The 13,852-nt window shown below is 67.3% G+C and carries 12 protein-coding genes; 10 read left to right on the top strand and 2 right to left on the bottom strand.

Translation table 11 applies throughout. The features are described from left to right. Positions 1–105: 105 nt before the first annotated feature. From leuC to ACIOU8_RS03390, 6 genes are all read left to right on the top strand, one after another. Positions 106–1,557 carry a 3-isopropylmalate dehydratase large subunit gene (leuC, locus tag ACIOU8_RS03415; protein WP_400785799.1) on the top strand — a complete coding sequence of 484 codons (1,452 nt, stop codon included), beginning with the start codon at positions 106–108 and terminating at the stop codon, positions 1,555–1,557. A 2-nt stretch (positions 1,558–1,559) separates the two neighbouring features. Further along, positions 1,560–2,159, top strand: coding sequence for a 3-isopropylmalate dehydratase small subunit (gene leuD, locus ACIOU8_RS03410; protein WP_400785796.1), 600 nt, complete (start codon positions 1,560–1,562; stop codon positions 2,157–2,159). A gap of 65 nt (positions 2,160–2,224) precedes the next feature. Next, positions 2,225–3,592, top strand: a complete 1,368-nt coding sequence (gene murA / locus ACIOU8_RS03405) for a UDP-N-acetylglucosamine 1-carboxyvinyltransferase (protein WP_400785793.1) — start codon at positions 2,225–2,227, stop codon at positions 3,590–3,592. Between the two features lie 5 nt (positions 3,593–3,597). Further along, complete coding sequence (locus tag ACIOU8_RS03400) at positions 3,598–4,353, top strand: lysophospholipid acyltransferase family protein (protein ID WP_400785790.1); 756 nt, start codon at positions 3,598–3,600, stop codon at positions 4,351–4,353. Next, positions 4,343–5,476, top strand: coding sequence for an NAD(P)H-dependent glycerol-3-phosphate dehydrogenase (locus tag ACIOU8_RS03395; protein ID WP_400785787.1), 1,134 nt, complete (start codon positions 4,343–4,345; stop codon positions 5,474–5,476). The genes ACIOU8_RS03400 and ACIOU8_RS03395 overlap by 11 nt, the downstream gene beginning before the upstream one ends. Continuing rightward, on the top strand, positions 5,382–6,464 hold the full coding sequence (locus tag ACIOU8_RS03390; protein WP_400785783.1) for a D-alanine--D-alanine ligase family protein: 1,083 nt from the start codon (positions 5,382–5,384) through the stop codon (positions 6,462–6,464). The genes ACIOU8_RS03395 and ACIOU8_RS03390 overlap by 95 nt, the downstream gene beginning before the upstream one ends. Before the next feature lie 15 nt (positions 6,465–6,479). On the opposite strand, the gene ACIOU8_RS03385 is transcribed toward ACIOU8_RS03390, so the two are convergent. Further along, entirely contained in the window at positions 6,480–6,986 is a 507-nt protein-coding gene (locus ACIOU8_RS03385) for a DUF3515 family protein (RefSeq protein ID WP_400785781.1), read from the bottom strand. Positions 6,987–7,009: 23 nt separating this feature from the next. Between ACIOU8_RS03385 and thiL the strand changes: the two genes are divergently transcribed. Next, positions 7,010–8,005 carry a thiamine-phosphate kinase gene (gene thiL / locus ACIOU8_RS03380; protein ID WP_400785779.1) on the top strand — a complete coding sequence of 332 codons (996 nt, stop codon included), beginning with the start codon at positions 7,010–7,012 and terminating at the stop codon, positions 8,003–8,005. Here thiL and rsmD read toward each other — a convergent pair. After that, positions 7,975–8,577, bottom strand: a complete 603-nt coding sequence (rsmD, locus tag ACIOU8_RS03375) for a 16S rRNA (guanine(966)-N(2))-methyltransferase RsmD (RefSeq protein ID WP_400785777.1) — start codon at positions 8,575–8,577, stop codon at positions 7,975–7,977. The two genes, thiL and rsmD, sit on opposite strands and share 31 nt — an antisense overlap. 155 nt (positions 8,578–8,732) lie before the next feature. On the opposite strand from rsmD, the gene ACIOU8_RS03370 reads away from it, so the two are divergent. Genes ACIOU8_RS03370 through ACIOU8_RS03360 form a run of 3 tightly spaced genes read left to right on the top strand, consistent with a single transcriptional unit; the run spans position 8,733 to position 13,840 of the window. Beyond that, positions 8,733–10,376: a biotin carboxylase gene (locus tag ACIOU8_RS03370; protein ID WP_400785775.1), complete on the top strand. Its 1,644-nt coding sequence runs from the start codon at positions 8,733–8,735 to the stop codon at positions 10,374–10,376. 30 nt (positions 10,377–10,406) lie between these two features. Further along, positions 10,407–11,630 carry a serine hydrolase domain-containing protein gene (locus ACIOU8_RS03365; protein ID WP_400785773.1) on the top strand — a complete coding sequence of 408 codons (1,224 nt, stop codon included), beginning with the start codon at positions 10,407–10,409 and terminating at the stop codon, positions 11,628–11,630. 35 nt (positions 11,631–11,665) lie between these two features. Next, entirely contained in the window at positions 11,666–13,840 is a 2,175-nt protein-coding gene (locus ACIOU8_RS03360) for an ATP-dependent DNA helicase RecG (RefSeq protein WP_400785771.1), read from the top strand. The last annotated feature ends 12 nt before the right edge of the window (positions 13,841–13,852 follow it).

Raw genomic sequence — 13,852 nt, 5'->3', positions numbered from 1 at the left:
TGCGGATCGTGCTCCTCCTTAGCGGCCGCGACGAGACCTCGTTCTGAGCCCCTCCTCGTCGCGGAGTCCATCGTGGGCCGAACCGCCAGCTTCAGGAGAGACGCAATGACCATCCCCGCAGCAGACACTGCTCCCGCACGTCCCAGGACCCTCGCTGAGAAGGTCTGGGACGACCACCTCGTCGTCAAGGGCGAGAACGGCGAGCCCGACCTCATCTACATCGACCTGCACCTGGTGCACGAGGTCACGAGCCCTCAGGCGTTCGACGGACTGCGGGCGGAGGGGCGTCCGCTGCGCCGCCTCGACCTGACGATCGCCACCGAGGACCACAACACGCCCACGTGGGACATCGACAAGCCGATCGCCGATCTCACCAGCCGCACCCAGATCGAGACGCTGCGACGCAACGCCGCCGAGTTCGGCGTGCGTCTGCACTCCTTGGGCGATGCCGAACAGGGCATCGTGCACGTCGTGGGTCCGCAGCTCGGGCTGACTATGCCGGGTATCACCGTGGTCTGCGGAGACTCCCACACGTCGACTCACGGTGCTTTCGGGGCCATGGCGTTCGGCATCGGCACGAGCGAGGTCGAGCACGTCATGGCGACCCAGACGCTTCCACTCAAGCCTTTCAAGACGATGGCGATCACCGTCGACGGCACTCTGCGACCCGGAGTCACCGCGAAGGACATCATCCTCGCCGTGATCGCGAAGATCACGACCGGTGGCGGCCAGGGCTACGTCCTGGAGTTCCGCGGCAGCGCGATCCGTGCGCTGTCGATGGAAGGCCGCATGACGATCTGCAACATGTCGATCGAGGCCGGCGCCCGCGCGGGCATGGTCGCTCCTGACGAGACGACCTTCGAGTACCTGAAGGGTCGCCCACACGCTCCCCAGGGGCAGGATTGGGACGACGCCGTCGCCTACTGGCGCACGCTGCCGACCGACGAAGGGGCGACGTTCGACGCCGAGGTCTTCATCGATGCCGACGAGCTCGAGCCGTTCGTGACCTGGGGCACCAACCCCGGTCAGGGCAGCTCGCTGTCGGCAGCGGTTCCCGACCCTGCTCAGATCGCCGACGCCAACGAGCGCGCCGCCGCAGAGCGCGCGCTCGAGTACATGGATCTGACCCCTGGCACGCCGCTCAAGGAGGTGCCGGTCGACGCCGTCTTCATGGGGTCATGCACGAACAGCCGCATCGAAGATCTCCGTGCTTTCGCATCGATCATCGAAGGCAGGAAGAAGGCCGACGGCGTCCGCGTCATGGTCGTGCCCGGTTCGGCCCGCGTCCGACTGGAGGCCGAGGCTGAAGGCCTCGACAAGATCATCAAGGATTTCGGCGCAGAGTGGCGTTTCGCCGGATGCTCGATGTGCCTCGGGATGAACCCCGATCAGCTCGCTCCGGGCGAGCGGTGCGCGTCGACGTCGAACCGCAACTTCGAGGGTCGGCAGGGCAAGGGCGGTCGCACGCACCTGGTGTCGCCGCTCGTCGCCGCGGCGACCGCGATCCGCGGCACGCTGTCGAGTCCCAGCGACCTGAACGAGATGGCGGAGGTCTGACCATGGAGAAGTTCATCACCCACACCGGTATCGCCGCTCCGCTGAAGCGCTCGAACGTCGACACCGACCAGATCATCCCGGCCGTCTTCCTCAAGCGGGTCACCAAGACCGGCTTCGAGGACGCCCTGTTCCACGGGTGGCGCCAGGACCCGGAATTCGTGCTCAACCAGCCCGTGTTCCAGGGTGCGTCGGTGCTCGTCGCCGGGCCGGATTTCGGCACCGGATCGAGCCGAGAGCACGCCGTCTGGGCGCTGCGCGACTTCGGGTTCGCCGTCGTCCTGAGCCCGCGCTTCGCCGACATCTTCCGAGGCAACTCGGGCAAGCAGGGACTCCTCGCCGCGACCATCTCCGAAGAGGATCTCGAGCGGATCTGGGCCGAGATCGACCGGAATCCCGGGGCATCCATCACCGTGGACCTCGAGGCGCGGGTGGCGTCGATCGGTGAGATCCAGGCTGACCTCGGGATCGACGATTACACTAGATGGCGGCTCCTCGAAGGGCTCGATGACATCGGGCTCACGCTGCGCAACGAAGACAAGATCGCGCAGTTCGAGGCCCGTCGCGAGTCGTGGCGGCCCCGGACCCTTCCCGTTCAGCAGTGAACGGCGGGGCGGGGGAGCCGAGGGCGACCCCGCCCCGAATTCCGTTGAATGAAGTGAGGCTCCGAATGACGACACCTGTGCGCGACGCTCTTCCGGACGGAGTCCCCCCACTCACCGGAGACGTCCTCGCCATTCGTGGAGGGCGCCCGCTGCGCGGCCGCGTCGACGTCAAGGGCGCGAAGAACCTCGCGACCAAGGCGATGGTCGCCTCGCTGCTCGGAGAGACCGTCAGCGTGCTGCGCGACGTCCCCGCCATCAGTGACGTCGCCGTGGTGCGCTCACTGCTCGAGGTGCACGGCGTCCGCGTGTCCGACGGTGATGAGCCGGGCGCTCTCGTCTTCGACCCGAGCGATGTCGAGTCGGCGCACTTCGAGGAGATCGACGCCCACGCGGGTGCCTCCCGCATCCCGATCCTGTTCTGCGGTCCCCTCCTGCACCGTCTCGGTCAGGCCTTCATCCCCGACCTCGGCGGATGCCGCATCGGCGATCGTCCCATCGACTTCCACCTCGACGCGCTCCGCAAGTTCGGTGCCATCGTCGAGAAGCTGCCGAGCGGCATCCGCCTCTCCACCGGCGGCACCCGTCTGCACGGAGCCAACATCCACCTGCCGTACCCGAGCGTCGGGGCGACCGAACAGGTCCTCCTGACCGCCGTTCGCGCCGAGGGCACGACCGAGCTCCGCAACGCCGCCATCGAGCCCGAGATCATGGATCTGATCGCCGTGCTGCAGAAGATGGGCGCGATCATCTCGTACGAGCCGAACCGCGTCATCCTCATCGAGGGCGTCGAGAATCTGCGCGGCTACGACCACCGGTCGATCTTCGACCGCAACGAGGCGGCCTCGTGGGCATCCGCGGCGCTGGCCACCGACGGCGAGATCTTCGTCGGCGGGGCCAAGCAGCAGGAGATGCTCACCTTCCTCAACGTCTTCCGCAAGGCGGGCGGCTGGTTCGACATCAAGGAAGACGGCATCCTCTTCCGTCGTGACGGCGAGCTCAAGCCCGTCGTCGTCGAGACCGACGTGCACCCCGGCTTCATGACCGACTGGCAGCAGCCGCTGGTCGTGGCGCTGACGCAGGCGAGCGGCCGCTCGGTCGTCCACGAGACGGTCTACGAGAACCGTCTCGGCTTCACCGATGCGCTCGTCAAGATGGGCGCCGACATCGTCGTGCATCCCCGCGGACTGCAGGCGGGTCCCCGTCGTGTTCCGCGCCGGGATCTCGAGCAGGCCGCGGTCATCACCGGCCCGACTCCGCTGCATGCTGCGGACATCGTCGTTCCCGACCTGCGCGGCGGATACAGCCACGTCATCGCGGCTCTGACCGCCGAGGGCGAGTCGAGGGTGTCCGGAGTGGACATCCTCAGCCGCGGCTACGAGAAGTTCCTCGCCAAGCTCGACGCCGTCGGCGCCGACTTCGACGTCATCCGGTGACCCGGATGGGTTCCCGATCACGCGAGACGACGCGGCCCAGTGTGTTCTGGCCGCTCGCGGCGATCGCCGTGCCGTTGATCTCGCTGCTCGCGAAGGTGCGCATCACCGGCGCCGAGAAGCTCCCTCGTGAGGGTGCCTATGTCCTGGCTCCCAATCACTATTCGGAGTTCGACCCGCTCATCGTGGCACTCGCGGTGTGGCGTATCGGACGGGCTCCCCGATTCATGGCCAAGGAGAGCCTGTTCAAGGTTCCTGTGCTCGGAGGGATTCTGCGTCGCACGGGGATGATCCCTGTCGCTCGTTCGTCGTCGGCGTCGGCCGCGAAGCAGACCCTGAAGCAGTCTGCCGAGCTGGTCGAGCACGGACGCGGGGTGATCGTGTATCCCGAGGGAACCCTGACGCGCGACCCGGACATGTGGCCGATGCGCGGCAAATCAGGTGCCGTGCGGCTGGCTCTGACCGACGGCATCCCGTTGATCCCGATGGCCCAGTGGGGCACCCAGGAGATCATGGGGCGGTACCAGAAGGGTCTGAGTCTGTGGCCGCTTCGCAAGCGCGTGGACGTGATCATCGGCGATCCGGTCGACGTCTCCGACCTGCACGGTCGTGCGGGCGAGACGGCGGCGCTGAACGAGGCCACGGACCGGCTGATGAACGCGATCACCGCCTTGCTCGAGCAGCTGCGCAACGAGACGGCGCCGGCCGAACGCTGGAACCCCGCCTCGCACGGACAGAAGGAGACGGGTCGCCTTGACTCCTAAGCGCAATACCCCCGCGGGCCCTCGGGTCGCCGTCATCGGCGCTGGCAGCTGGGGCACCACTTTCGGGAAGATCCTCGCCGACGGCGGAGCGCAGGTCACGATGTGGGCCCGGCGAGCCGAACTCGCACACGAGATCGACGAGGCCAAGCGCAACTCGCGCTATCTGCCCGGCATCAACCTGCCGCGCACGATGGCGGCGACGCATGAGCTGGCGATCGCACTGCGCGACGTCGACCAGGTCTACCTCTCGGTGCCGAGCCAGTCGCTGCGCGAGAATCTCAAGGCGCTGCGACCGCTGCTCTCCGACAACGACGCCAAGATCGTCAGCCTGATGAAGGGCGTCGAGCGCACGTCAGGGCTGCGGATGAGTCAGGTCATCGAGCAGGAGTTGCGGTGCGATCCCGATCGCATCGCCGTCGCTTCGGGGCCGAATCTCGCACTCGAGATAGCCCGCGAGCAGCCGACAGCCGCCGTGATCTCGTCACGCAGCCAGGAGACGGCCGACGAGGTCGCCCGTGCTGCGCGCAACAGCTATTTCCGTACCTTCGTCAACACCGATGTGATCGGCACGGAGTTCGGGGGAGTGCTGAAGAACCTCATCGCGGTGGCGATCGGCATCGTCGACGGCGTCGGATACGGCGAGAACACCAAGGCGTCGATCATCACGCGCGGGCTGGTCGAGATGACCGACTTCGCCGTCGCGAACGGGGCCCACCCGGAGACGCTCCAGGGGCTCGCGGGCCTGGGAGACCTCATCGCGACGTGCCAGTCTCCGCTGAGCCGCAACAACACGGCCGGGCGTCTGCTCGGTCAGGGATACAGCTTCCAGGACGTCGTCAAGCAGATGCAGCAGACAGCCGAGGGCCTCGCGTCCGTCGCGCCGGTGCTGCAGCTCGCCCGCGAGTCCGAGGTGCACATGCCCATCGTCGAGCAGGTGAAGATGGTGCTCGACGGCAAGATGAACCCGCGCGACATCGCACCCCACCTGACGACGGACGACGACACCCCGCAGGGTGAGAGGACCAACCATGGACAAGCAGACGGTGGTGGTGCTCTTCGGAGGACGCTCCAGCGAGCATTCGATCAGTTCCGCAACGGCGGGCGGAGTGCTGGGCGCGATTGATCGCGACCGCTATGCGGTGATCCCCGTCGGGATCACGCGCGAGGGGGCTTTCGTCCTCGAAGACGACGACCCGTCGAAGTTCCCACTGGATGCCGCGCATCTGCCCGAGGTAGCCGACAACGGCACCAGGGTGCTGTGGCCCGAGCCCGGGGGCGACCGGACGCTGCGCGTGGTAGGTCAGGATGGGGCTGTCGAGGGCTTCGGCGAGATCGACATCGTGCTCCCGATCCTGCACGGCACGCACGGCGAGGACGGGACGATCCAGGGGTACTTCGACACCCTCGAGGTGCCCTACGCGGGTGGTGGAGTTCTCGACTCGGCGCTGTGCATGGACAAGCACTTCATGAAGATCGCACTGCGCGCCGCCGGTATCTCGGTGGCACCCGGGATCACGGTCCGCTCGCGGGAGTGGGAGCGGGATGCCGCGTCGGTTCGCGCCTCCGCCGTCGATCTCGGGATGCCGCTGTTCGTCAAGCCTGCTCGCGCGGGCTCCAGTGTCGGCGTCTCCAAGGTCGAAGGGCCGGACGAGCTCGACGCCGCGCTGGCCATCGCCTTCGCAGAGGACGACAAGGTCCTCATCGAGAGCGGAGTGGTCGGTCGCGAGATCGAGGTCGCGGTTCTCGAGAGCGCCGACGGCGTGCGTGCATCGCTGCCCGGTGAGATCGTGCTGACGTCCCGCGGGTTCTACGACTTCGAGGGCAAGTATCTCGGTGGTGACGGCGTCGACGTGGTGTGCCCGGCGGAGCTCGAGGATTTCGAGATCGCGGCCATCCAGGATGCTGCCATCCGAGCGTTCGAGGCGGTCGACGGCCGCGGCCTCGCCCGTGTCGACATGTTCCTCACGACCGAGGGAGAGCTCGTCGTCAACGAGCTCAACACGATGCCCGGATTCACGCCGATCTCCATGTTCCCGAAGTGCTGGGTGGCGTCCGGACTCAGCTACGGCGACCTGATCTCCGAGCTGATCGAAGCGGGTCTGCGCCGCTGATCGGGGGGCGTCCGGTCAGCCTTCGGCGGATCCTGCATCAGGGGATTCCTCTGTGGGAACCCGGTCCGTGCACCGAGCCGTCGCCGGTTCGAGGCCGGACTGGATGCTCGTCGAGAGACTCTCGACCACCGTGCGGAAGTCGATCTCCTCGCCCCGGCGAATGATCACCTCGACGGCAGGATCGCGACCGTAGGTCACCAGACGCTGGCGTTCCTCTTCCTGATCGAGCACGAGCCAGTCGACGCTGCCGATAGTGGTGCAGACTTCGGTCGACGGTGCCGGCGGCTCGACGCCGCAGCGCAGCACGACCGTCGGGTCGCCCCAGGCGCCGGTTGCTTGGGCATCGGTCCATACGCGGTCCAGATCGCCGACGGCATCGGGGAGCAGCACGGATACCTCCGCGCATGCCGGATCGTTCGCATCGTCGGCCGGCTCCAGATGGATCGTGGTCGAGCATCCGGAGAGCGCCGCGACGAGGGTCAGAGACCCCGCGATGACGGCGAGACGACGAGAGCGGGGCATGTATCCAGGCTACCTTTGACTCCATGTCCTCCCGACCTCGCGACCACGATCCGACCCTCGGCGACCTTTCGGAGGGGGAGATCCTGCGGGCCATCCTGGCGAGGACTTCGCAGGCCAGTCACGCGATCATCGGGCCCGGTGACGACGCGGCCGTGATCGCGGCTCCTTCAGGATCGGTGGTCGCCACCACGGACACACTGGTGCACGGTCCTGACTTCCGACTCGCGTGGTCGTCGGGCTACGACCTCGGGTGGAAGGCTGCGGCGGTCAACCTCGCCGACGTCGCCGCCATGGGTGCGCGCCCGACCGCGCTGCTCGTCGCGCTGGCGGTTCCGCGCGACCTGAGGCTCTCTTTCGTCGAACAGCTCGCCGATGGCTTGCGCGAGGCGTGCGCGGCCCTGGCGCCCGGCTGCGCAGTGGTCGGAGGCGATCTCACCGTCTCGGAAGTACTCACCGTGGCAGTCACCGCTCTCGGCGATCTCGAGGATCGCGCGCCGGTGACGCGCTCGGGGGCGCGGGTCGGCGATGTGGTCGCGGTGGCGGGGGAACTCGGTCACGCCGCCCACGGACTCGCTGTGCTCTTCGCCAGGTTCCGCGATGGTGACACACCGATCGCTGTCGACCCGTCCGCACTCGGACGGGGTGAGAGGGCGGCGCTGGCGGCCCAGCTCCGCCCGTCGCCGCCGATCGGCCTCGGACCGTTCGCCGCCACAGCCGGAGCCACCGCGATGATGGACATCTCGGATGGTCTCGCGATCGACGCGCGGCGGATGGCGGCGGCCTCAGCCGTCACGATCGCTCTCGACAGCGCGGCCCTCGGGGACTCTCCGCAGCGTGCCCTGGCGGGCGGTGAGGACCACGCGCTGCTCGCCACGTTCAGTCCGGGGATGCTGCCGTCGGGCTTCCGCATCATCGGGGCTGTGACCGCTCAGGGCGAGCACGATCTGCTCGTCGACGACGCACCCGCCGACGTGAGCGGCTGGGATCCCTATCGCGACTGGGACTCGGCCTCGGGCTGAGGTGTCTCGGACGCGGGGGCAGGCTCGGCCCACCAGAGAGCGGTGTCTCCGTAGACCTTCTCGCGGATCAGTTCGAGGCCGGCTGCCCGGAGATCGGGGGGCGAGGATCTTCGCGCTCGCTCGATGATCACGAGGGCGTCGGGCGCGAGACACGCCGCGAGCGCGATGAGGTCCGCGGTCATCGCCTCGTCGTCGAGGTCGTAGGGCGGGTCCGAGAAGACGAGGTCGTACCGGCCGGAGGCTCGCTGCAGGAACGACCGGACCGTGCTCTGGTGCACCCGTGCACCGGATGCTCCCGCCTTCGCGACGGTGGCGGCATTGCGCCGGATGACTGCTGCGGCCTCTCGGCCGTGCTCGACGAGATCGGCGCTGGCCGCACCGCGGCTGAGCGTCTCCAATCCCAGCGCACCCGAGCCGGCGTACAGATCGAGCACTCGTGCTCCGGCGATCGCATCTGCCGACTCCAGCGCTCCGAAGAGCGACTCGCGTACGCGGTCGCTGGTGGGGCGGGTTCCTGCGTGCGGCACGTCGAGCCGCGCGCCGCGTGCCTTTCCGGCGATGATCCTCGTCACCCGTTCACGATACGACAGCCGCGGCGCACGTCGCGTCCGTGCGGGGTTCTCCGAAATATAACGAGAGCTCAGGATTGCCCTCGTTCGAGCGAACTGACATGATCATCGCACCCCCGATCCGGATCTCAACAATGCCCCGATCGAGGAGGAACGCCATGGCGTCACCGAGAAAGACCCCTGCCAAGCGCACGACGTCCCGCGCGTCTTCATCGAGCAGCCCCAAGAGCGCGACCAAGAGGGATTCGGTGCCTGCGCTCGATCTCACGACGGGGCCGTTGCCGACATCCGCGCCGACGCTGGATGCCGAGGAGCAGCTGCTCGAGATCGCGGCACCGGAGATCACGCACGCGCTGCGGAACATGTCGGAGATCCGCCACTTCTTCCGCACCAACCGCCGCCCGGTGTTCTTCGTCGGAGCATCCGCATTCAATCTGCTCGGTCTCGACCGCTGGGTGCGCGGATTCTCGTACATCGCCTACTACGACAGCTGGCAGGGAACCCACCCGAGGGTGTTCAGTCCGGTCGACAAGCCCTATGTCGACTTCCAGAGCGGTGAGGAGATCAACAACTGGCTGCTGAGCAATCATGAGGTCCGGGCGCACATCGCGCGACTGACACCGTACGGCGAGCGGCCCCAGATCGCGATGGTCTTCTTTGACGAGCAGACCGAGGCGATCTGCGAGGAGCTCGGCTTCGAGCTGATCCTCCCGCCGGCGCGGCTGAGGGAGCACCTCGATTCGAAGATGGTGACCACGAGGATCGCGGAGTCCGTCGGGGTCGCGAGCGTGCCGAACTTCATCACGACGGTCGACACCTGGGATGAGGTGGTCGCTCAGGCCGAGAAAGAGGGACTCGGCACAGACCTCGTGATCCAGACGGCCTACGGCGACTCCGGCAAAACCACATTCTTCGTCGGCGACGCGGCAGGCTTCGAGAAGATCGCAGATGACGTGTGCGGTGTCGAGATCAAGGTGATGAAGCGCATCAACAACCGCCCGATCGCGGTCGAGGCCGTGCTCACGAGGCACGGCACGATCGTCGGACCCTTCATGACCGAGATCACGGGGCACGCTGCGCTCACTCCGTATCGTGGAGGCTGGTCCGGCAACGAGATGTTCCCTGACGTGCTGGACGCGCAGGCCCGCCACAGTGCGACACAGTTGGTCCGACGGCTCGGCGATCGTCTCGGCGAAGAGGGCTATCGAGGCTTCTTCGAGGTCGATGTGCTTCTCGACACCGATACAGGGGAGGTCTACCTCGGCGAACTGAACCCTCGGATCTCGGGTGCATCCGCCATCACGAATGTGACTGCCGGCGCCTACGCCGACGTGCCGCTCTTCGTGTTTCACCTGCTCGAGTTCGCCGGGGTGGATTTCACGATCGACGTCGATGAGGTCAACGAGCGCTGGGAAGAGCTGGCGGCAGCGGACGTCTGGAGCCACATGGTCATAAAGCACACCGTGGACTCGGTGGAGCACATCGACATCGCTCCGCCTACCGGGCGGTACGTCTACGATCTGCAGGGGCGCCTCGTCTTCTCTCAGGGCGATCTCGACTGGCACCTTCTGCACAGCGAGTCGGAGGCGTTCTACCTGCGGATCTACGGTCCGGGGGACTATCGCTGGAAAGGCGCGGATCTCGGCGTCCTGGTCACGAAGGGGCGTCTGCAGACATCCGCAGGCGAACTCACCATCCGCGGGAAGCACCTGATCGACTCGGTGAGGGCGATGTACGCCGCGACGCCGTTGCCACCCGCCGCGGTCGTCGAGGTCGCCGAACTGGCCGGATCTCAGGGATGATCAGGGATGATCTGTGCGAGACTCGCCACGATGACTTCTGACGCCGTTCCCGAATTCGCCGCTGCGAGCGCCTCCCTTGCCGGCGTTGCACCGGTCGCCGTTCCACCGCCCCTCGAAGCGTGGCAGCGCGCTCCCTATCTCGAGTGGTCGATGCAGCACATAGCCGACTTCCTCCCCGTGCATCCGATCGCGCGCGGGTCTCGTGTCACGCCGATGCCCGCGGCGCCGGCCGACCTCGGCCCGGTGGCGGTCGAGCATCCATGGGAGTCTCGATCGGCATCATTCGACGAGGTGATGGCGATGAGCCACACCGACGGCTGGGTGGTGACGCGACACGGCGCCGTGATCGGCGAGCGGTACTTCAACACGATGGCGCCGACGACACCGCATCTGCTCATGTCGGTGAGCAAGTCGTTGACGACCACGACGGCAGGAATCCTGATCGGCGACGGCATCCTCGACCCTGATGGTGCGGTGACCGCGTACGTTCCAGCACTCGCAGGATCCGGATACGACGGCGCCACCGTGCGCCATCTGCTCGATATGCGCTCCGGCGTGCGATTCTCTGAGGACTATCTGGATCCGGACGCCGAGGTTCGGCTTCTCGAGCAGGCGATCGGCTGGGCGCCGCGTCGGAGCGTCGAGGTTCCGGGAACCCTTATCGAGCTGCTGGCGAGCCTCCGCATCGAGCACGATCACGGAGGCCGCTTCGAGTACAAGTCGTGCGAGACGGACGCTCTCGCCTTCGTGATCGAGGGCGCTACCGGTGCGCATGCGGCCGACGTGATGTCGCGCCGCCTGTGGCAGGAGATGGGCGCGGAGTTCGGAGCGTATGTCGGCATCGACTCGGTCGGTGCCGCGATGTTCGATGGTGGCGTGTGCGCTGCGCTCCGCGATCTCGCCCGCTTCGGATCGCTGTACCTGCGAGACGGCGCCGCCCTCGACGGCAGGCAGGTGCTCCCGCAAGCATGGATCACCGACACATATCAGGGTGGAGTCGACTCTCGAATCGCCTTCGCCAACGCGCCTGAGCCGACTCTGATGCCCGGTGGCATGTACCGTAACGGCTTCTGGTTCCCATACGAGGGTTCGGAGGTCATGCTCGCGCTGGGCATCCACGGACAGATGATCTACATCAACCGCGCCGCAGGCGTGGTGGCGGCCAAGCTGTCGAGTTGGCCGAGCCCACAGGACGGAGAGAAGCTCCTTTGGACGCTACGGGCGTTCGACGCGGTCTCGCGGGCGCTCGTGTGATCTGTGATGTCGGACGGCGCCGATAGGGTCGATTCATGTCGCTCACGCTGGATTCATCACTGGAAGAGGCGTTGGGCACGACTCCGGCGAAGTCTCTCGATCGGGCGTTCGGCATGAAGACGGTCGGCGATCTCGTCTCGCACTATCCACGGCGCTACGCCGACCCCGGCGAGCTGACGCCCATCCGCGAGCTTCCGCTCGGCGAGACAGTGACGATCGTCGCCGAGGTGCTGTCGTCGAGTGCCAGGGCCATGCGCAATCGACGGGGCGCGATGGTCGATGTCGTGATCGGCGATGGCATCGGCAAGATGTCGCTCACGTTCTTCGCGAAGAACCTCGGTGCGGCCAAGTGGCGGTCCGAGGATCTCGCAGTCGGTCGTCGAGGCGTCTTCTCGGGCAAGGTCGGCGAGTTCAACGGGATGACGCAGTTCGCACATCCGGAGTACGAGCTCTTCGACGACGAGGATGCAGCCAGGCGGCGCGCGGACGCCCGCGCAGCCGTGCTGATCCCGATCTACCCCGCGACGTCGACGCTGCAGACCTGGCAGATCGCGAAGTTCATCACCCGAGTGCTCGACGGTCTCGGTGACGTGCCCGAGCCTCTCGCTGCGGATGTCCGCACAAGGGAAGAGCTGCTGACCGCGAGGGAGGCGCTCGAGCAGATCCATCGACCGAAGACCCGCAATGACATCGATCCTGCAGTCCGCACGCTGCGGATGCATGAGGCGCTCACACTGCAGACCGCGCTCCTGCAGCAGCGCGACGCGGTGCGGTCGCTCTCGGCCACCGCGCGGGCAGCGAAGCCCGGAGGACTGCTCGAGCGGTTCGATGCCTCACTGCCCTACGACCTCACACCCGATCAGCAGACCGTCGGCGAGCAGGTCGCGAAAGACCTGGTCGGCTCCTGGCCGATGAACCGGCTCGTGCAGGGAGAGGTCGGCTCGGGCAAGACGCTCGTCGCCCTGCGCGCGATGCTCCAGGTCGCCGAGTCCGGTGGCCAGGCTGCACTCATCGCGCCGACCGAGGTCTTGGCCGGTCAGCATCTGCGGTCGATATCGAAGATGCTCGGACCCGAGCTGGCCCCGCTCGTGATGCCCACGCTGCTCACGGGGCAGATGCCGGCTGCGGCGCGACGCAAGGCTGCTCTTCGCGTGGCCTCAGGACAGGCGCTGATCGTCGTCGGCACCCATGCGCTGCTCGGCGAGAAGACGACCTTCGCAGATCTCGGGCTCGTGGTGGTCGACGAGCAGCATCGGTTCGGAGTCGAGCAGCGAGAGGCGCTCCGCGCGAAGGGCTCCAGCCCGCACGCGCTCGTCCTCACCGCTACGCCCATCCCTCGCACCGTCGCCATGACGGTCTTCGGAGACCTCGACACTTCGGTGATCCGCACGATGCCGAAGGGACGGGCGGGGATCGAGTCGTTCGTCGCCCCGCTCGCCGAGCATCCGGGATGGTTCAACCGCGTCTGGGAGCGCGCCGCCGAGGAGATCGCCCAGGGGCGTCAGGTGTTCGCAGTATGCGCCGCGATCGACACCACGAAGAAGACGGCCGAGGCGGGTGAGCCGGCCCTGCTCCCACCCGAGGGTGCGTCAGGCCCGCGCTGGGGCGTGGTGCAGCTCGACGAGGCGCTGGCGACGCACCCGAAACTCGGTGGTCTCCGCCGAGCGGTGCTGCACGGCCGCATGCCGTCAGACGAGAAAGACTCGGTCATGCAGGCCTTCGCGCGGGGTGAGGTCGATCTGCTGGTGGCGACGACCGTCATCGAGGTCGGCGTCGATGTGCCCAACGCCTCGACCATGATCGTCCTCGATGCCGACCGCTTCGGCGTCTCCCAGCTCCATCAGCTGAGGGGCCGCGTGGGCCGAGGTGGCGTGCCGGGCCTGTGCCTGCTCGTGACCGAGGCGGAAGCAGGTTCGGTGGCGCGCGAGCGCGTCGACGCGGTCGCAGCGACGCTCGACGGATTCGCCCTCGCCGAGGTCGATCTCGAGCTGCGAGGTGAAGGCGACGTGCTCGGCGCAGCACAGGCGGGGGTGCGGTCGTCGTTGAAGCTGTTGCGCGTGGTGAAGGACTCCGGCCTGATCGTCAGGGCGCGCGAACTCGCCGAGGTGATCCTGGCCGCTGATCCCGGTCTCGATGCCAACCCGGGGCTCAGATCCGCCATCGAGCGACGGGTGAGCGACGACGATCGCGCGGCCCTGGCGAAGAACTGACCCGAGTGCGGC

Source organism: Microbacterium sp. NPDC087589 (assembly GCF_044743635.1).
In the GTDB taxonomy this organism is placed as follows: domain Bacteria; phylum Actinomycetota; class Actinomycetes; order Actinomycetales; family Microbacteriaceae; genus Microbacterium.
Note: the sequence above shows the minus strand (reverse complement) of the source record. Positions and strands in the feature narration are given on the sequence as shown.